This is a genomic window from Variovorax sp. RCC_210 (genome assembly GCF_041355175.1).
Classification (GTDB): Bacteria; Pseudomonadota; Gammaproteobacteria; order Burkholderiales; family Burkholderiaceae_C; genus Variovorax.
Genome location: NZ_JBFUPJ010000011.1, coordinates 140,394 through 162,937, shown reverse-complemented (window position 1 = coordinate 162,937; position 22,544 = coordinate 140,394). Strand labels below are relative to the sequence as shown.

At 72.9% G+C, this 22,544-nt stretch carries 1 protein-coding gene; it reads left to right on the top strand.

From position 1 onward, the window contains the following. Positions 1-140 precede the first annotated feature (140 nt). Complete coding sequence (locus AB6807_RS26815) at positions 141-22,544, top strand: Ig-like domain-containing protein (RefSeq protein WP_371086937.1); 22,404 nt, start codon at positions 141-143, stop codon at positions 22,542-22,544.

Here is a 22,544-nt window from a genome sequence, read left to right as displayed (position 1 = left end):
TCAATAAAAACCCAAGGAAATCTAAGACTTAGAGCCGCATTGCTAATTTCGTCATCATTGTTAAATTGTGTTTTCAATGGCGCTTCCGGGTGCCTCTATGGAAATAGATTGATCTGACATTGGGGGGCGGAATGGTCTCGTTGGAAATAATCGAAAAGCGTGGCGGTGCGGTCAACAAGATTGCGTCATCCAGCGAGATTTCCCTTTCAGAGGCGTCGGTTGTCCGGCTCGACCTGTCGCGCGCGCAGGTCGCCGGCATGCGCCGGGTGGGCGACGACCTCGTGGTGACCACCACCGCGGGAGAAACGCTCACGGTGCACGGCTTCTTCACGACCTACGGCGGGGCACGCAGCGACCTGGTGCTCAACGGCGAGGGCGGCGAGTGGCTGGTCAACCTGGGGGACGTGCAGGGCGCGCAGGGTGAACTGGCGGTCGGCTACACCGGCATCGATTCCGTCGAACCCTTGCTGCTGCACCAGGGCATCGACCTGGGCGCGCTGCCCTGGGTGATCGGCGGCGGCGTGGTGGCCGGCGCGATCGCCAGCGGCGGTGGCGGCGACGACGGGCCGGGCATCGCGCCCTTCCCGCCTGTTCTTCCGCCACCACCCCCTCCGGCGCCGCCGCCCACGGGGCCGGTCGACACCACCCCGCCGAACCAGCCCACCGTGCGCCCGACCGCCGGCGGCACCATCACCGGCACCGCCGAGCCGGGCGCGCTGGTCACCGTCACCGACGGCAACGGCCGCGTCATCGGCAGCGCCACCGCCGGCCCCGACGGCAGCTACACCGTCACCCCGAGCACGCCGCCGCCCGACGGCACCGTGCTGCACGTGGTGGCCACCGACCCGGCCGGCAACGCGAGCCCGCCCGCCACCGTTACCGTCGATGCCGTGCCGCCGGCCTTGCCCACGGTGAACCCCACCGACGGCAGCCCCATCACCGGCACCGCCGAGCCGGGCTCGCTGGTGACGGTGAGGGACGGCAACGGCAACGTGATCGGCAGCGCCACCGCCGGCGCCGACGGCCGCTACACGCTCACGCCCGCCACCACGCCGCCGGACGGCACGGTGCTGCAGGTCAGCGCCACCGATGCCGCGGGCAACACCAGCCCCGCCGCGACCGCCACGGTCGACAGCACCCCACCCGCGGCGCCCGTGCTCAACCCGACCGACGGCCAGCCCATCACCGGCACGGCCGAGCCCGGCGCGGTGGTCACGCTGAGCATTGGCGGCACCGTCATCGGCAGCGTCACCGCCGCGCCCGACGGCAGCTTCAGCTTCACGCCCGCCACGCCGCCCGCGCAGGGCACGGTGATCGTCGCCGTGGCCACCGACGCCGCCGGCAACACCAGCGCGCAGGCCACGGCCACGGTGGACGCCACCTCGCCCACGCCTACCGTGAACCCGACCGACGGCAGCCCCATCACCGGCACGGCAGAGCCGGGCTCGGTGGTGACGGTGAAAGACGACAACGGCAACGTCATCGGCAGCGCCACCGTGGCGCCCAACGGCAGCTACAGCATCGTGCCCGCCACCACGCCGGCGAACGGCACGGTGCTGCACGTGAGCGCCACCGACGCGGCCGGCAACACCAGCGCCGAAGCCACCACCACGGTCGACAGCGTGGCGCCCGCCACCCCTACCGTGGCCCTGACCGACGGCAGCCCCATCACCGGCACCGCAGAGCCGGGTTCGCTGGTGACGGTGAAGGACGGCGCCGGCAACGTCATCGGCAGCGCCACCGCGGCGCCCAACGGCACGTACAGCATCGTGCCGGCCACCACGCCAGCGAACGGCACCGTGCTGCACGTGACCGCCACCGACGCGGCCGGCAACACCAGCGCCGAGGCCACCGTCACGGTCGACAGCGTGGCGCCGCCCGCGCCCACGGTGAACGCGACCGACGGCAGCCCCATCACCGGCACGGCCGAGGCCGGCGCGCTGGTGACGGTCACCGACGGCAACGGCACCGTGCTCGGCAGCGCCACCGCGGCGCCCAACGGCGTGTACACCATCGTGCCCGCCACCGCGCCGCCGAACGGCACGGTGCTGCACGTGGTGGCCACCGACGCCACCGGCAACGCCAGCCCCGAGGCCACCACCACGGTCGACAGCGTGGCCCCCGGCGCGCCCACCGTGAACGCGACCGACGGCAGCCCCATCACCGGCACCGCCGAGCCGGGCTCGCTGGTGACGGTGAAGGACGGCGGCGGCAACGTCATCGGCAGCGCCACCGCGGCACCCAACGGCACGTACAGCATCGTGCCGGCGACCACCCCGCCCAACGGCACGGTGCTGCACGTCACAGCGACCGACGCGGCGGGCAACGCCAGCTCCGAGGCCACCGCCACCGTCGACAGCGTGGCGCCGCCCACGCCCACGGTGGACCCGACCGACGGCAGCCCCCTCAGCGGCACGGCCGAGGCCGGCACGCTGGTCACCATCACCGATGGCGGCGGCACGGTCATCGGCAGCGTCACCGCGGCGCCCAACGGCACCTGGAGCTTCACGCCGGCCACGCCGCCGGCCAACGGCACGGTCCTGAACGTCACCGCCACCGACGCGGCCGGCAACACCAGCACGGCGGGCACCGGCACGGTCGACAGCGTGGCCCCGGTCATCGCCGTGGCCATCGTGAACGACGCCAACGACGACGGCTTCATCAACGCCGGGGAGAAGGGCGCCAACGTCACCGTCAAGGTGTCGCTGGTGTCGGGCGCGGCGGTGGGCGACGTGATCGATGTCACCGACGGCAGCCATGTGGTGAGCGTCACGCTGGGCGCGGCGGACGTGGCCAACGGCTTCGTCAACGTCGCCTTCGCCAACCCGGCCGAGGGCGCGACGCTCGCCGTGAGCGCCACCAGCCGCGACCTGGCCGGCAACGTCTCGGCACCGGCCACCGACAGCGCCACGCTGGACACCACGCTGGCCGTGCCCGGCCTGGCGCTGGACCCCGTCACGTCCGACAACGTGGTCAACGCGGCCGAGGCCGGCGCCACCGTGGCCGTGAGCGGCACCGCCACCGGCACGCAGGCCGGCAACGTGGTCACGCTGGTGGTCAACGGCGTAAGCTACAGCGGCACCGTGGACGCCGGCGGCCACTGGAGCATCGCGGTGGCCGGCAGCGACCTGGTGGCCGACGCCGACCGCACGGTGGAAGCCAGCGTGGTCACCACCGACGCGGCCGGCAACACCGCCACCGGCACCGCCACCCAGGCCTACGGCGTGAGCACGGCGTCGCCGGCCATCGCCATCGGCGAGCCGGTGGCCGGAGACGACCTCGTCAACGCGGCGGAAGACCATGCGCTGGTGGTCCGCGGCACCACGTCGAACGTGGAAAACGGCCAGACCGTCACCGTCACCTTCAGCGACGGCACCCACACCGTGACGGCCACGGCCATCGTCGCGGGCAACGCCTGGACTGCCAACGCCGCCGACATCAGCGGCCTCACCAACGGCCCGGTGACCATCCGCGTCGACGTGCAGGACCTGGCGCTCAACCCCGCCACCGACACCCACACCGTGACGCTGGACAACGTGGCGCCGGTGCAGGCCGCGGCCATTGCCACGTACACCGACAACGTGGGCGCCGACCAGGGCACCGTGGCCGGCGGCGGCGTCACCGACGACACCACGCCGGTGCTCAACGGCACGCTGAGCGCGGCGCTGGGCGCGGGCGACACGGTGCGCATCTACGACGGCACCACGCTCGTGGGCACGGCGACGGTCACCGGCACCACGTGGACCTTCGCGACGCCCGCGCTGGCCAACGGCAGCACCCACAGCTACACCGCGGTGGTGACCGACGCCGCGGGCAACCAGGGCACGGCCTCGGCCGGCTTCACCCTCGCCATCGACACCACGCCGCCCACGCAGACGGCGGCCATCGGCGGCTACACCGACGACGTGGGCACCGACCAGGACACCTTCGGCAGCGGCACCGTCACCGACGACACCACGCCCACGCTGAACGGCACGCTGAGCGCGCCGCTGGGCGTGGGCGACACCGTGCGCATCTACGACGGCGCCACGCTGGTGGGCACCGCCACCGTCACGGGCAACAACTGGAGCTTCACGCCGCCCGCGCTGGCCGACGGCAGCACGCACAGCTACACGGCCGTGGTCGCGGACACCGCCGGCAACCTGGGCACGGCCTCGGCCCCGCTCACCTTCACGGTGGACGCCACGCCACCCGCGCAGACCGCGGGCATCGGCGGCTACACCGACAACGTGGGCATCGCCACCGGCAGCTTCGGCAGCGGCACCACGACCGACGACACCACGCCCACGCTCACCGGCACGCTCAGCGCGGCGCTGGGCGCGGGCGACGTGGTGCGCATCTACGACGGCGCCACGCTGGTCGGCACGGCCACGGTCAGCGGCACCGCGTGGAGCTTCACGCCCGCGGCACTGGCCGACGGCAGCACGCACACCTACACCGCGGTGGTGGCCGACGCGGCGGGCAACCAGAGCGCGCCCTCGACCGCGCTCACGCTCACCGTCGACACCACCGCGCCCACGCAGACCGCGGCCATCGGCGGCTACATCGACAACGTCGGCACGCTGCAGGCCACCTACGGCAGCGGCACCGCCACCGACGACCCCACGCCCACGCTCACCGGCACGCTGAACGACGTGCTCGGCGCGGGCGACACCGTGCGCATCTACGACGGCGGCACCTTCGTGGGCACCGCCACGGTCAACGGCACCGCGTGGACCTTCACGCCGACCGCCCTGGCCAATGGCTCCACGCACACCTACACGGCCGTGGTGAGCGACGCGGCGGGCAACCTGGGCACGGCTTCGGCCGGCCTGGTGCTCACGGTCGACACCACCGCGCCCACGCAGACCGCGAGCATCGGCGGCTACACCGACGACGCGGGCACGCTGCAGGGCAGCTTCGGCAGCGGCACCACCGACGACGCCATGCCGGTGCTGAACGGCACGCTGAGCGCCGCGCTGGCCACGGGCGATGTGCTGCGCATCTACGACGGCGGCACGCTGGTCGGCACCGCCACGGTCACCGGCACCACCTGGAGCTTCACGCCGCCGCCGCTCACCGAAGGCGTGCCCCACAGCTACACCGCCGTGGTGGCCGACGCCGCGGGCAACGAGGGCACGGCCTCGCCGCCGCTGGCGCTCACGCTGGACACCACGCCGCCCGCGCAGACGACGCTGGTCATCACGTATACCGACAACGCCGGCGCGCAGACCGGCGACTTCGGCAGCGGCACCACCACCGACGACACCACGCCGGTGCTCAACGGCACGCTGAGCGCCGCGCTGGGCGCGGGCGACACGGTGCGCATCTACGAAGGCACCACGCTGCTGGGCACGGCCACCGTGAACGGCAACACCTGGACCTTCGCCACGCCGGGCCTGCTCGACGGCAGCACCCACACCTACACGGCGGTGGTGACCGACGCCGCGGGCAACGAGGGCACGCCGTCGGCCGGCTTCACGCTGAGCGTGGAGACCAACGGGCCGTCGCAGCTGGCCACCGTGGTTTCGTACACCGACGACGCCGGCACCAACCAGGGCAGCTTCGGCAGCGGCGTGCCGACCGACGACGCCACGCCGGTGCTCAACGGCACGCTGAGCGCCGCGCTGGGCGCGGGCCAGGTCGTGCGCATCTACGACGGCGCCACGCTGGTGGGCACCGCCACCGTCACGGGCAGCACATGGACCTTCGCGCCCGGCGCGCTCGCCACCGGCAGCACGCACACCTACACCGCGGTGGTGGCCGACGCGGCCGGCCTCGAGAGCACGCCCTCGGCCGGCTTCGTGCTCACCGTGGACACCACGCCGCCCGCGCTCACCGCGGGCATCGCGGGCTACACCGACGACGCGGGCGCCAACCAGGGCAGCTTCGGCAGCGGCGTGCCCACGGACGACACCACGCCGGTGCTCACCGGCACGCTGAGCGGCGCCCTGGGCGCGGGCGACGTGGTACGCATCTACGAAGGCGGCACGCTGGTCGGCACCGCCGTCGTCAGCGGCACGACGTGGAGCTTCGCCACGCCCGCGTTGACCAACGGCAGCACCCACACCTACACCGCCGTGGTGGCCGACGCCGCGGGCAACGAGGGCGCGCCCTCCGCGGGCTTCACGCTCAGCGTCGACACCACGCCGCCCGCGCAGACCGCGGCCATCGGCGGCGCCACCGACGACGTCGGCACGCAGCAGGGCCCGCTGGCCAACGGCGCCGTCACCGACGACACCACGCCCACGCTGAACGGCACGCTGAGCGCGCCGCTGGCGGCGGGCGACACGGTGCGCATCTACGACGGCGCGACCTTTATCGGCACCGCCACCGTCACGGGCAGCAGCTGGAGCTTCACGACCCCGGCGCTGGCGGACAACGGTGCGGGCGGCAGCCACAGCTTCACCGCGGTGGTGGCCGATGCCGCGGGCAACCTGGGCACGGCGAGCACGCCGTTCACGCTCACGGTGGACACCAGCGTGCCGGCGCAGACCGCGAGCATCGGCGGCTACACCGACGACGTCGGCAGCGTGCAGGGCAGCTTCGGCAGCGCCAGCAACGGCGGCACCACCGACGACACCACGCCCACGCTGAACGGCACGCTGAGCGCGCCGCTGGGCGCGGGCGACACGGTGCGCATCTACGACGGCGCCACGCTGGTGGGCACGGCCACGGTCAACGGCGCGAGCTGGAGCTTCACGCCCGCCGCGCTGGCCAACGGCAGCACGCACAGCTACACGGCGGTGGTGGCCGACGCGGCCGGCAACCAGGGCACGGCCTCGCCCGCGTTCACCCTCACGGTGGACACCACGCCGCCCGCGCAGACCGCCACGCTGGCGGGCTACATCGACAACGTCGGCACCGTGCAGGGGAGCTTCGGCAGTGGCAGCAACGCAGGCAGCACCGACGACACCACGCCCACGCTGAACGGCACGCTGAGCGCGCCGCTGGGCGCGGGCGACACGGTGCGCATCTACGACGGCGCCACGCTGGTGGGCACCGCGACGGTGAGCGGCACCGCATGGAGCTTCACGCCTGCCGCGCTCACGGACGGCAGCACGCACAGCTACACGGTGGTGGTGGCCGACGCGGCCGGCAACCAGGGCGCGGCCTCCGCGCCGCTGGTGCTCGCCATCGACACCACGGCGCCCACGCTCACCGCGGGCATCGTCTCGTACACCGACAACGCCGGCAGCAACCAGGGCAGCTACGGCAGCGGCGTGCCGACCGACGACACCGCGCCGGTGCTCAACGGCACGCTGAGCGCGGCGCTGTCGGCGGGCGACACCGTGCGCATCTACGAGGGCAGCACCCTCGTGGGCACGGCCACGGTCAACGGCACCACGTGGAGCTTCGCGACGCCGGCGCTTGCCAACGGCAGCACCCACACCTACACGGCCGTGGTGGCCGACGCGGCGGGCAACGAGGGCACGCCCTCGGCCGGCTTCGCGCTCACGGTGGACACCACGCCGCCCACGCAGACGACGCTGCTCATCACGTACACCGACAACGTCGGCGCGCAGACCGGCGACTTCGGCACCGGCACCACCACCGACGACACCACGCCGGTGCTCAACGGCACGCTGAGCGCGCCGCTGGGCGCGGGCGACACGGTGCGCATCTACGAAGGCGCTACGCTGCTGGGCACGGCCAGCGTGAACGGCAACACCTGGACCTTCGCGACGCCCGCGCTGGCCGACGGCAGCATCCACACCTACACGGCGGTGGTGGCCGACGCGGCCGGCAACCAGGGCACGGTCTCGGGCGGCTTCACCGTGGTGGTGGACGCCACGCCGCCCGCGCAGACCGCGGTGGTCACCGGCTACACCGACAACGTGGGCACCAACCAGGGCAGCTTCGGCAGCGGCACCACCACCGACGACATCACGCCGGTGCTCAACGGCACGCTCGGCGGGCCCATCGGCGCGGGCGACACGGTGCGCATCTACGACGGCGGCGTGCTCGTCGGCACGGCGACGGTGAGCGGCGCGAGCTGGAGCTTCGCCACGCCCGTGCTGGCCGACGGCAGCAGCCACAGCTACACCGCGGTGGTGACCGACGCGGCGGGCAACCAGGGCACGGCCTCGCCCGCCTTCACGCTCACCGTGGACCTCACGCCGCCGGCGCAGGCCGCGGCCATCGTCTCGTACAGCGACAACGTCGGCATCGCGCAGGGAACGCCGGGCAGCGGCAGCGTCACCGACGACACCACGCCAGTGCTCAACGGCACGCTGAGCGCCGCGCTGGGCACGGGCGACGTGGTGCGCATCTACGAAGGCGGCACGCTGGTCGGCACCGCGACGGTGACGGGCACGACCTGGACTTTCGCGACGCCCACGCTCATCAACGGCAGCACCCACACCTACACGGCCGTGGTGGCCGACGCGGCGGGCAACGAAAGCCCCGCATCGCCCGCCTTCACCCTCACCGTGGACACGACGCCGCCGGCGCAGACCGCCAGCTTCTCCGGCTACACCGACGACGTGGGCACGGTGCAAGGCAGCTTCGGCAGCGGTGTGCCGACCGACGACACCGCGCCCGTGCTCCAGGGCATGCTCAGCGCGCCGCTGGCCGCGGGCGACACGGTGCGCATCTACGACGGCGCCACCTTCGTCGGCACGGCGACGGTGAACGGCACCATGTGGAGCTTCGCCACGCCGGTGCTGGCGGACGGCAGCAGCCACAGCTACACGGCGGTGGTGGCCGACGCGGCCGGCAACCTGGGCGCGGCCTCTTCGCCGCTGGTGCTGGCGGTGGACACCACGCCGCCCGCGCAGGCCACCGCCATCGCCAACTACACCGACAACGCCGGCACGCTGCAGGGCAGCTACGGCAGCGGCAGCAACGGCGGCAGCACCGACGACACCACGCCGGTGCTCAACGGCACGCTGAGCGCGGCGCTGGCCACGGGCGACACGGTGCGCATCTACGACAACGGCGTGCTCGTGGGCACCGCGACCGTCACGGGCACGAGCTGGGCCTTCGCCACGCCGGTGCTGGTGGACGGCAGCAGCCACAGCTACACGGCCGTCGTGACCGACGCGGCGGGCAACGAAGGCACGCCCTCGGCCGCCTTCGCGCTCGCGGTCGACACCACGCCGCCCGCGCAGACCGCCAGCCTGGGCGGCTACATCGACAACGTGGGCGCGCTGCAGGCCACCTTCGGCAGCGGCACCAGCACCGACGACACCACGCCCACGCTCACCGGCACGCTGAGCGCCGCGCTGAACGCGGGCGACGTGGTGCGCATCTACGAAGGCAGCACGCTGGTCGGCACCGCGACGGTGACGGGCACGACCTGGACCTTCGCCACGCCCACGCTGGCAGACAACGGTACGGGCAGCACCCACACCTACACGGCCGTGGTGGCCGACGCGGCCGGCAACGAAGGCGCGGCCTCCACCGGCCTCACGCTCACGGTGGACACCACGCCGCCCGCGCAGACCGCCAGCTTCACCGGCTACACCGACGACGTGGGCACTGTGCGCGGCAGCTTCGGCAGCGGCGTGCCGACCGACGATACCGCGCCCGTGCTCAACGGCACGCTCAGCGCGACGCTGGCGGCGGGCGACACGGTGCGCATCTACGACGGCAGCACCTTCATCGGCACCGCCACCGTCACCGGCACCACGTGGAGCTTCGCCACGCCGGTGCTGGTGGACGGCAGCATCCACACCTACACGGCGGTGGTGGCCGACGCGGCCGGCAACCTGGGCGCGGCATCGGCCGGCCTGGTGCTGGCCGTGGACACGACCCCGCCGGCGCAGACCGCGGCCATCGCCACGTACACCGACAACGCCGGCACGAACCTGGGCAGCTTCGGCAGCGGCGTGGCGACGGACGACACCACGCCGGTGCTCAACGGCACGCTGAGCGCGGCGCTGGGCACGGGCGACACGGTGCGCATCTACGACGGCACCACGCTGGTCGGCACCGCGACGGTCACGGGCACGACGTGGACCTTCGCCACGCCCGTGCTGGCCAACGGCAGCACTCACAGCTACACCGCCGTCGTGGCCGACGCGGCGGGCAACGAGGGCACGCCCTCCACCGGCTTCGTGCTGGTGGTGGACACCACGCCGCCCGCGCAGACGGCAAGCCTCGACGGCTATGTCGACAACGCGGGCGTGCTGCAGGCCACCTTCGGCAGCGGCACCACCACCGACGACACCACGCCCACGCTGAACGGCACGCTCAGCGCGGCATTGGGCGCGGGCGACGTGGTGCGCATCTACGACGGCGCCACGCTGGTCGGCACCGCGACCGTCACCGGCACCGCCTGGAGCTTCACGCCCACGGCGCTGGCCGACGGCAGCACGCACACCTACACGGCCGTGGTCACCGATGCCGCAGGCAACCAGGGCACGCCATCGACCGGCCTCACGCTCACGGTGGACACCACGCCACCCGCGCAGACGGCGAGCGTGGCGGGCTACATCGACAACGTCGGTACGCTGCAGGCCACCTACGGCAGCGGCACCACCACCGACGACACCACGCCCACGCTCACCGGCACGATCAGCGCGGCGCTGGGCACCGGCGACACGGTGCGCATCTACGACGGCGCCACCTTCGTGGGCACCGCCACGGTCAACGGCACCGCATGGACCTTCACGCCGAGCGCGTTGACCGACGGCACCACGCACACCTACACCGCGGTGGTCACCGACGCCGCGGGCAACCTCGGCACGCCCTCGACCGGCCTGGTGCTCACCGTCGACACCTCGGCGCCCACGCAGACGGCGGCCATCGCCACGTACACCGACAACGTCGGCACCAACATCGGCGATGCCGTCAGCGGCGTGCCGACCGACGACACCACGCCGGTGCTCAACGGCACGCTGAGCGCGGCGCTGGGCACGGGCGACACGGTGCGCATCTACGACGGCACCACGCTGGTAGGCACCGCGACGGTCACGGGCACGACGTGGACCTTCGCCACGCCCGTGCTGGCCAACGGCAGCACCCACAGCTACACGGCCGTCGTGGCCGACGCGGCGGGCAACGAGGGCACGCCTTCCACCGGCTTCGTGCTGGTGGTGGACACCACGCCGCCCGCGCAGACCGCGAGCCTCGACGGCTACGTCGACAACGCGGGCGTGCTGCAGGCCACCTTCGGCAGCGGCACCACCACCGACGACACCACGCCCACGCTGAACGGCACGCTGAGCGCGGCATTGGGCGCAGGCGACGTGGTGCGCATCTACGACGGCACCACGCTGGTCGGCACCGCGACCGTCAACGGCACCGCCTGGAGCTTCACGCCCACGGCGCTGACGGACGGCAGCACGCACACCTACACCGCGGTGGTGGCCGATGCCGCAGGCAACCAGGGCACGCCCTCGACTGGCCTCACGCTCACGGTGGACACCACGCCACCCGCGCAGACGGCGAGCGTCGGCGGCTACATCGACAACGTCGGCACGCTGCAGGCCACCTACGGCAGCGGCACCACCACCGACGACACCACGCCCACGCTCACCGGCACGCTCAGCGCGGCGCTGGGCACCGGCGACACGGTGCGCATCTACGACGGCGCCACCTTCGTGGGCACCGCCACGGTCAACGGCACGGCGTGGACCTTCACGCCCACCGCGCTGACGGACGGCACCACGCACACCTACACCGCGGTGGTCACCGATGCCGCGGGCAACCTCGGCACGCCCTCGACCGGCCTGGTGCTCACCGTCGACACCTCGGCGCCCGCGCAGACCGCGAGCATCGGCGGCTACATCGACAACGTGGGCACGCTGCAGGGCACCTACGGCAGCGGCAGCAACGGCGGCACCACCGACGACACCACGCCGGTGCTCACCGGCACGCTCAGCGCCGCCATCGGCGCGACGGACGTGGTGCGCATCTACGACGGCACCACGCTGGTCGGCACCGCCACGGTCACGGGCACCACCTGGACCTTCGCCACGCCCGTGCTGGCCGACGGCACCACCCACAGCTACACGGCCGTGGTGGCCGACGCCGCGGGCAACGAGGGCACGCCCTCGGGCAGCCTGGCCTTCGGCGTCGACACCGCCGCGCCCACGCAGGCCGCGACCTTCCTCGGCTACATCGACGACGTGGGTACGCTGCAAGGCAGCTTCGGCAGCGGCACCACCGACGACCCCACGCCCACGCTCACCGGCACGCTCAGCGCCGCCATCGGCGCGACGGACGTGGTGCGCATCTACGACGGCGCCACGCTGGTGGGCACCGCCACGGTCACGGGCACCGGCTGGAGCTTCGTGCCGCCCGCGCTGACCGAAGGCGTTCCGCACAGCTACACCGCGGTGGTGGCCGACGCGGCGGGCAACGAGGGCACGGCGTCGCCGGTGCTCGCGCTCACGCTGGACCTCACGCCGCCGGCGCAGTCCGCCGCCATCGTCAACTACACCGACAACGCCGGCACGCAGGCCGGCGACTTCGGCAGCGGCACCGAAACCGACGACACCACGCCGGTGCTCAACGGCACGCTGACGGCCGCGCTGGGCGCGGGCGACACGCTGCGCATCTACGACGGCGCCACCTTCGTGGGCACCGCCACGGTCAACGGCACCGCCTGGAGCTTCGCCACCCCCGGCCTGCTCGACGGCAGCACCCACAGCTACACGGCCGTGGTGGCCGACGCCGCGGGCAACGAAGGCGCGGTGTCGCCGGCCTTCACGCTGAGCGTGGTCACCACCGGGCCGTCGCAGCTGGCCACCGTGGCCTCGTACACCGACGACACCGGCACCAACGTGGGCAGCTTCGGCAGCGGCGTGCCGACCGACGACACCGCGCCGGTGCTCAACGGCACGCTCAGCGCGGGCCTGGGCGCGGGCGAGTTCGTGCGCATCTACGACGGCGCCACGCTGGTGGGCACCGCCACGGTCACGGGCACCACCTGGACCTTCGCCACGCCCGTGCTGGCCGACGGCAGCACCCACAGCTACACGGCCGTGGTGACCGACGCGGCGGGCAACGAGAGCACGCCGTCGCCGGCCTTCGTGCTCGCGGTGGACACCACCGCGCCCGCGCAGACCGCGGCCATCGGCGGCTACACCGACGACACGGGCACGCTGCAGGGCGGCTTCGCCAGCGGCACCACCACCGACGACACCACGCCGGTGCTCAACGGCACGCTCAGCGCGGCGCTGGGCACGGGCGACGTGGTGCGCATCTACGAGGGCGCGACGCTGGTGGGCACCGCCACCGTCAGCGGCACCAGCTGGAGCTTCGCCACGCCCGCTCTTGCCAGCGGCAGCACGCACACCTACACGGCGGTGGTCGCGGACGCGGCGGGCAACGAGGGCGCGGCATCGCCGGGCCTCACGCTCACGGTGGACACCACCGCGCCGGCGCAGACCGCCACCATCGGCGGCTACACCGACGACGTCGGCACGCTGCAGGCCACCTTCGGCAGCGGCACCACCACCGACGACACCACGCCCACGCTCAACGGCACGCTCAGCGCCGCGCTGGCCGCCGGCGACACCGTGCGCATCTACGACGGCGGCACCTTCGTGGGCACCGCCACCGTCAACGGCACCGCCTGGACCTTCACGCCGCCCGCGTTGGCGGACGGCACCACGCACACCTACACCGCGGTGGTGAGCGACGCCGCGGGCAACCTCGGCACGCCATCGACCGGCCTGGTGCTCACCGTCGACACCACGGCGCCCACGCAGACCGCGGCCATCGGCGGCTACATCGACGACGTCGGCACGCTGCAGGCCACCTACGGCAGCGGCACCGCCACGGACGACACCACGCCGACGCTCACCGGCACGCTGGGCGCCGCGCTGGGCACGGGCGACGTGGTGCGCATCTATGACGGCGCCACGCTCGTCGGCACCGCGACGGTCACGGGCACGAGCTGGAGCTTCACGCCGCCGGCACTCGCCAACGGCAGCACCCACAGCTACACGGCGGTGGTGGCCGACGCGGCGGGCAACGAGAGCACGCCGTCGGCTGCGTTCACGCTCACGGTGGACACGACCGCGCCCGTGCAGACCGCAACCATCGGCGGCTACACCGACAACGTCGGCACGCTGCAGGGCAGCTACGGCAGCGGCACCAGCACCGACGACACCACGCCGACGCTGACGGGCACGCTGAGCGCGGCGCTGGGCACGGGCGACGTGGTGCGCATCTACGACGGTGGCACGCTGGTCGGCACGGCGACGGTCACGGGCACCGGCTGGACCTTCACGCCCCCGGCACTGACGGACGGCAGCACCCACAGCTACACCGCGGTGGTGGCCGATGCGGCAGGCAACGAGAGCACCGCGTCTGCGGCCTTCACGCTCACAGTCGACACGACGGCACCGGCGCAGACCGCCACCGTCACGGGCTACACCGACGACGTCGGCACGCTGCAAGCCACCTTCGGCAGCGGCACCAGCACCGACGACACCACGCCCACGCTGAACGGCACGCTCAGCGCGGCGCTGGCCACGGGCGACACCGTGCGCATCTACGACGGCGGCACGCTGGTGGGCACCGCGACGGTCACGGGCACCAGCTGGACCTTCACGCCCGCCGCGCTGGCCAACGGCAGCACCCACAGCTACACGGCCGTGGTGGCCGACGCCGCGGGCAACGAAAGCACCGCGTCGCCCGCGTTCACGCTCACGGTGGACACCACGCCGCCGATGCAGACCGCGGCCATCGATGGCTACATCGACGATGTCGGCACGCTGCAAGCCACCTACGGCAGCGGCACCCGCACCGACGACACCACGCCCACGCTGACAGGCACGCTCAGCGCCGCGCCGGCCACGGGCGACGTGGTGCGCATCTACGACGGCGCCACGCTCGTCGGCACCGCGACCGTCACCGGCACCGCCTGGAGCTTCACGCCCCCGGCACTCGCCAACGGCAGCACCCACAGCTACACGGCCGTGGTGGCCGACGCGGCGGGCAACGAGAGCACGCCGTCGCCGGTCTTCACGCTCACGGTGGACACCACGCCGCCCGCGCAGACCGCGGCCATCGGCGGCTACACCGACAACGTCGGCACGCTGCAGGGCAGCTACGGCAGCGGCACCAGCACGGACGACACCACGCCGACGCTCACCGGCACGCTCAGCGCGGCACTGGGCACGGGCGACGTGGTGCGCATCTACGACGGCGGCACGCTGGTCGGCACCGCGACGGTCACGGGCACGGGCTGGACCTTCACGCCGCCAGCGCTGACGGACGGCAGCACCCACAGCTACACCGCGGTCGTGGCCGACGCGGCGGGCAACGAGAGCACCGCGTCCACCACCTTCACGCTCACGGTCGACACCACACCGCCCGCGCAGACCGCCAGCCTCGCCAGCTACACCGACAACGTCGGCACGCTGCAGGCCGCGTTCGGCAGCGGCACCACCACCGACGACACCACGCCCACGCTGAACGGCACGCTCAGCGCGGCCATCGGCGCGACGGATGTGGTGCGCATCTACGACGGCGGCACGCTGGTCGGCACCGCGACGGTCACGGGCACCAGCTGGACCTTCACGCCCGCCGCGCTGGCCAACGGCAGCACCCACAGCTACACGGCGGTGGTGGCCGACGCCGCGGGCAACGAAAGCGCCGCCTCCGCGGCCTTCACCCTCACGGTGGACACCACGCCGCCGGTGCAGACCGCGGCCATCGCCGGCTACACCGACGACGTCGGCACGGTGCAGGGCAGCCTCGTCGGCAGCGGCACCAGCACCGACGACACCACGCCCACGCTCACCGGCACGCTGAGCGCCGCGCTGGGCGCGGGCGACACCGTGCGCATCTACGACGGCGCCATGCTGGTCGGCACCGCGACGGTCACGGGCACCGCGTGGGCCTTCACGCCACCGGCACTGGCCGACGGCAGCACGCACAGCTACACGGCGCGGGTGGCCGACGCGGCGGGCAACGAGAGCACGGCCTCCGCGGCCTTCACGCTCACGGTCGACACCACCGCGCCGGCGCAGGTGACGGCCATCACCGGCTACACCGACAACGTCGGCATCGTGCAGGGCAGCCTCGTCGGCAGCGGCACCACCACCGACGACACCACGCCCACGCTCACCGGCACGCTCAGCGCGGCACTGGGCGCGGGCGACGTGGTGCGCATCTACGACGGGGCCACGCTGGTGGGCACCGCCACGGTCACCGGCACCGCCTGGAGCTTCACGCCGCCCGCGCTGTCCGACGGCAGCACCCACAGCTACACGGCGCGGGTGTCGGACGCCGCGGGCAACGAGGCCGCGCCGTCCGCCGCCTTCACGCTCACCGTGGACACCACCGCGCCGGCGCAGACCGCCAGCGTGACCGCCTACACCGACGACGCGGGCCTGCTGCAGGGCAGCTACGGCAGCGGCAGCAACGGCGGCAGCACCGACGACACCACGCCCACGCTCACCGGCACGCTCAGCGCCGCGCTGGCCACGGGCGACACGGTGCGCATCTACGACGGCGCCACCTTCGTCGGCACGGCCACGGTCACGGGCACCACCTGGAGCTTCGCGAGCGCGGCGCTTGCCAACGGCAGCACGCACACCTTCACCGCGGTGGTGGCCGACGCGGCCGGCAACCAGGGCCCGGCCGGCACCGCGCTCACGCTCACGGTGGACACCACGCCGCCCGCGCAGACCACGGCGGTGGCCAGCTTCACCGACGACGCGGGCATCGTGCTGGGCAACTTCGGCAGCGGCACCACCACCGACGACACCACGCCGGTGCTCAACGGCACGCTGAGCGCGGCGCTGGCCGCGGGCGACACGGTGCGCGTGTACGACGGCGCCACCTTCCTGGGCACCGCCACGGTCAGCGGCACCACGTGGACCTTCGCCACGCCCACGCTGGTCGACGGCAGCACGCACAGCTACACGGCGGTGGTGACCGACGCGGCCGGCAACCTGGGCACGGCCTCGCCGGCCTTCACGCTCACCATCGACACCACGCCGCCCGCGCAGACCACGGCCATCGCCAGCTTCGCCGACAACGCGGGCACCAACCAGGGCAACTTCGGCAGCGGCATCACCACCGACGACACCACGCCCGTGCTCAACGGCACGCTCAGCGCGGCCATCGGCGCGACCGACACGGTGCGCATCTACGACGGCGCCACCTACATCGGCAACGCCACCGTCACCGGCACCAGCTGGACCTTTGCCACGCCGGTGCTGCTGAACGGCAGCGGCCACACCTATACCGCGGTGGTGACCGACGCGGCGGGCAACCTGGGCACGCCGTCCGCGGCCTTCACGCTCACGGTGGACACCACGCCGCCCGTGCAGACGGCCGCCATCGGCAGCTACGCCGACGACGTGGGCATCCTCACCGGGCCGTTCGGCAGCGGCACCACCACCGACGACACCACGCCGGTGCTCAACGGCACGCTCAGCGCGGCGCTGGCCGCGGGCGACACGGTGCGCATCTACGACGGCGGCACGCTGGTCGGCACGGCCACGGTCAGCGGCACCACCTGGAGCTTCGCGACACCGGTGCTGGCCAACGGCAGCAGCCACACCTACACGGCGGTGGTGGCCGACGCTGCGGGCAACGAAGGCACGGCCTCGGCGCCGCTGGCGCTCACGGTGGACACCACGCCGCCGGCGCAGACCGCCGCCGTCACGGCCTACCTGGACAACGCCGGCACCAACCAGGGCAGCTACGGCAGCGGCAGCACCACCGACGACACCACGCCGGTGCTCACCGGCACGCTCAGCGCGGCCATCGGCGCGACGGACACGGTGCGCATCTACGAGGGCGCCACCTACATCGGCAACGCCACCGTCACCGGCACCACCTGGAGCTTCGCGACGCCGGTGCTGCTGAACGGCAGAAGCCACACCTACACCGCGGTGGTGGCCGACGCGGCGGGCAACCTGGGCACGGCCTCGGCCGGCTTCACCCTCACCATCGACACCACGCCGCCGGCGCAGACGGCGCTCATCGCCAGCTTCGCCGACAACGTCGGCATCACCCAGGGCAACCTCGCCAGCGGCACCGTCACCGACGACACCACGCCGGTGCTCAACGGCACGCTGAGCGCGGCGCTGGGCGCGGGCGACGTGGTGCGCATCTACGACGGCGCCACGCTGGTCGGCACGGCCACCGTCAGCGGCACCGCCTGGACCTTTGCCGCGCCGGTGCTGGCCGACGGCTCCACGCACGTGTACACGGCGGTGGTGGCCGACGCGGCGGGCAACCAGGGCACGGCGTCGACCGCCTTCACGCTCACGGTGGACACCACGCCGCCGGCGCAGACCGCGCTCATCGTCAGCTTCGCCGACAACGTGGGCCTCAACCTGGGCAACTTCGGCAGCGGCGTGCCCACCGACGACACCACGCCGGTGCTCAACGGCACGCTCAGCGCGGCCATCGGCGCGACCGACACCGTGCGCATCTACGACGGCGCCACCTACATCGGCAACGCCACCGTCACCGGCACCAGCTGGACCTTTGCCACGCCGGTGCTGCTGAACGGCAGCACGCACGTGTACACCGCGGTGGTGGCCGACGCGGCGGGCAACCAGACGGCGGCCTCGGCGGGCTTCACGCTCACGGTGGACACCACCGCGCCCACGGCCGCCATCGACATCGTGTCGATTGCCGACGACACCGGCAACAGCGCGACCGACTTCCTCACGCGCGACACCTCGCTCACGGTGAACGGCACCGTGGGCACGCTGGGCGCGGGCGAGCGCGCGCAGATCAGCATCGACGGCACCACCTGGGTCGACCTCGCGGTGGTGGGCGGCGCTTGGTCGTTCGTGGACGCGCGCGTGCTCACCGGCGGCAGCTACACCTACCGCGTGCGCGTGGTCGACGCGGCGGGCAACCTCGGCGCGACCGACACGCAGGCCGTGGTGGTGGACGTCACCGCGCCCACGCAGGTGGCGGCTGTCGTGAGCTTCGTCGACAACCTGGGCCCGCTGACCGGCACGCTGCTGAGCGGCGCCATCACCGACGACACCACGCCCGTGCTCAACGGCACCATCACCGCCGGCGTGGCCGCGGGCGACACGCTGCGCATCTACCAGGACGGCGTGCTGGTGCGCTCCATCGTGCTCACGGCCGGGCAGACCAGCTGGACCTACGCGCCGCCGGTGCTGGGCTTCGGGCTGCACAGCTACACCACGACGCTGGTCGACGCGGCGGGCAACGAGAGCACGCCCGGCGTGCCCTTCACGTTCACGGTCGACGCCACGGCCACGCTCACCGCGCTGGCCACCGACACCGGCGTGAGCGTGGCGGGCGGCTTCTCGAACAGCTCGGCGCTGAACACCGACCTGGTCACGCGCGACAGCACGCCGCTGCTCACCGGCACCATCGCCCGGCCGCTGCAGGCCGACGAGGTGGTGCGCATCAGCCTGGACGGCGGCCTCACCTGGACCACCGTGCAGGACGTGGACGGCGCCACCACCTGGAGCTACGCGCCCGCGGCCTACGCCGCCTCGGCCACCGTGGCCGCGCAGGTGCGCATCGAGAACACGGCCGACGGCACGCACGGCTCGGTCAACACGGTGAGCTACACGGTCGACCTGGTCGCGCCCACGCTGACGCTCACCGCGCCGGCGCTGGCCAACGCGGCCGCCATCGACGCCGACGGCGACCGCACCATCGCCGCGGGCACCGCCGTGTTCAGCAGCGCCGTGAGCGGCACGGCCGAGGTGGGCACCACCGTGGCGCTCATCAACGACGTGAACCACGACGGCATCTACACCGAAGGCGTGGACGTGGTGCTGGGCACCGCGCTGGTCGGCGCGGGCGGCGCGTGGTCGATCTCGGCGGCGCTGGGCACCGGCGTGGGCGCCTACCACCTGGGCTACGTGGTGTGGGACGCGGCGGGCAACCAGAGCCGCCTGAGCACCACCACGCAGGTCGACGTGGTGCCCGTGCTCGACCACCTGGCCGCGGCGCCCGGCTCGCACGGCACCAGCAACACGACCGGCTTCGGCGGCGCGATGGCCATCAACCTGCAGGGCAACTGGAGCTTCGCGGGCGACCAGGCGGTCTACAACGGCACCTCGCGCACCAACTACGTCACCACCGACCTCGGGCAGCAGCTGCTGTCGGGCGGCACGTCGACCGCGTACTCGTTCTTCGACTACAACCTGGACGGCATCCTGGACGTCATCGGCACCGACGCCAACGCGGGCGGGGCCAACAGCACGCCGCTGTGGACCGGGGGGCTGGGCCTGGGCTACGTGCCCACCGCGGTGGGCACCGGCCTGAGCGGCGTGTCCAACGGCGGCGTGGCGGTGATCGACATGGACGGCGACGGCTACCTGGACGCCATCGTCGGCGACGGCGCGGGCGACTCGGCCTCGTTCGTGAAGAACACGCTGGGCGTGCTCAGCACCTACGGCAACGGCACCGCGCTGCTCCCGCCGGCCGCGGGCATCGCCAACCTGCAGACCGGGCGCGAGGTCTCGGGCGTGGACCTGAACAACGACGGCCGCGTGGACATCGCGCTGCACAGCACCACCACCACCACGCTGGGCAACAACAACGACTTCACGCTCACGCTGCTCACCAACAACGGCAAGGCCAGCCTGAACGGGTCGAACTGGACCGAGTCGCAGGCCATCAACGACGTGTTCGCGACCAACGCCGTCAGCGGCAACGCGACCGACGCGGTGTCGCTCACCTGGGCCGACTTCAACAACGACGGCTGGCTCGACCTGTACGTCAACAGCAGCAAGGCGGGCACGGCCAGCAAGGTGTACCTGAACAACGCGGGCACGCTGTCGACCACCGGCGTGTCGGTGGCCAACGACACGCTGGCCGGCGACGCCTCGGTGGCGGTCGACTGGAACGGCGACGGCCGCATGGACGCGGTGGAGCTGGACTACGCCACCGGCGTGGCCAACCTGTACACCAACAGCGGCAACGTGGCCGCCGGCGCCTGGGCCTCGCGCCAGCTCGCCGGGCTGGCGCCCAACAGCGTGAACAGCATTGCCGCGGCCGACTACGACTGGGACGGCGACGTCGACCTGCTCATCGGCATGAACGGCAGCACCGCCACGCAGCTGGTGGCCAACACCAACCAGGTGAAGGACGGCACCGCGCTGCACCTGCGCATCCTGAACGCGCAGGGCTTCAACGTGTACTTCGGCAACACGGTGCAGGTGTTCGACGCGCAGGGCGCGCTGGTGGCCACGCAGATCATCAACCCGCAGTCGGGCAGCTGGGGCAACGACAGCTCGGGCATCGTCAACGTGTTCGGCCTGGACCCCACGCAGACCTACACGGTGAAGCTGCTGGCCAACAACAACGGCGCCTCGGCCACCTACACCTGGAACGTGACGCCGGGCGACGCCACCAGCGCCCACCTGCTCACCACCACCGACGTGCCCGTGCTGCTGCCCAACGTGATGACCGGCACCGGCTACGACGACACCTACGTGGTGGGCAACGTGCTGGGCGGCAGCACGGTCTACAACGGCGGCGGCGGCTGGAACGCGCCGCTGCTGCCGGGCGAGACCAAGACCTGGTCGGCCACCGGCGGCATGGACATCGTCGATTTCCGCAACGCCCTGGCCGGCGTGGGCGTGGACCTGACGACCAACCTGGTCACGGGCTGGGGCATTCTGGGCACGGTGAACAACGTGGAGGGCGTGCGCGGCAGCGCGCTGGCCGACACCTTCGTGGGCAGCCTGGGCGACAACATGTTCGAGGGCCGCGGCGGCAACGACACCTACTTCCTGGGGCTGAACGCGGGCAACGACCGGCTGGTCTACAACCTGCTGAACGCCACCGACAAGGCCACCGGCGGCAACGGCAGCGACGTGGCCAACGGCTTCACGCTGGGCAGCATGGCCAACGCCGCCAGCACCGACGCCGACCTGATCGACCTGGGCGGGCTGCTGGCGGGCTACACCGGCACCGCGCACGTGTACCGCGACGCCGGCACCGGCAACTACGTGCTCGACCCCTCGTCGGCCGGGCTGCTGAACTACATCCACGTGACCAACGTGGGCGGCAACACGGTGATCGCGGTGGACCTGGGCGGCACCGGCAACTTCAGCACGCCGCTGCTCACGCTGACGGGCGTGACGACCTCGCTGGAAACCTTGCTGGGCAACGGGCAGTTGCTGATCGGGGGGGCCGGCAGCACCGGCGTCCAGTCGCTCGCGTCGTTCTCGGTCGCGCAGGACCAGGCCGAGCCCGTGGCGGCGGAGAAGAGCGCGCTGGCCGACACCGGCCATACGCTCGATCTGGCCGCCAACGGCCACACGCTCGACCTGGCCGCCAACGGGCAGCAGGGCCACGAGACGCTGATGTACAAGCTGCTGTCCACCGCCGGCGCGAACAGCGCGACAGGCGGCAACGGCTTCGACGAGGTGAACGGCTTCAGGCTGGGCGCCTTCGAGACCAGCGCCGACGCCGACCGCATCGACGTGTCGGCGCTGCTGACCGGCTACGCCGCCCACAGCGGCGACCCCATCGGCAACTACCTGCAGCTGACCCAGAGCAACGGCAACACCGTGCTGAGCATCGACCGCGACGGCGCGGGCGGCGCGCAGGCGATGACGCCGCTGCTCTCGCTCAACGGCGTGAGCACCGACCTGGCGACGCTGCTGGCCAACCATCAGCTGGTGGTGGTCTGA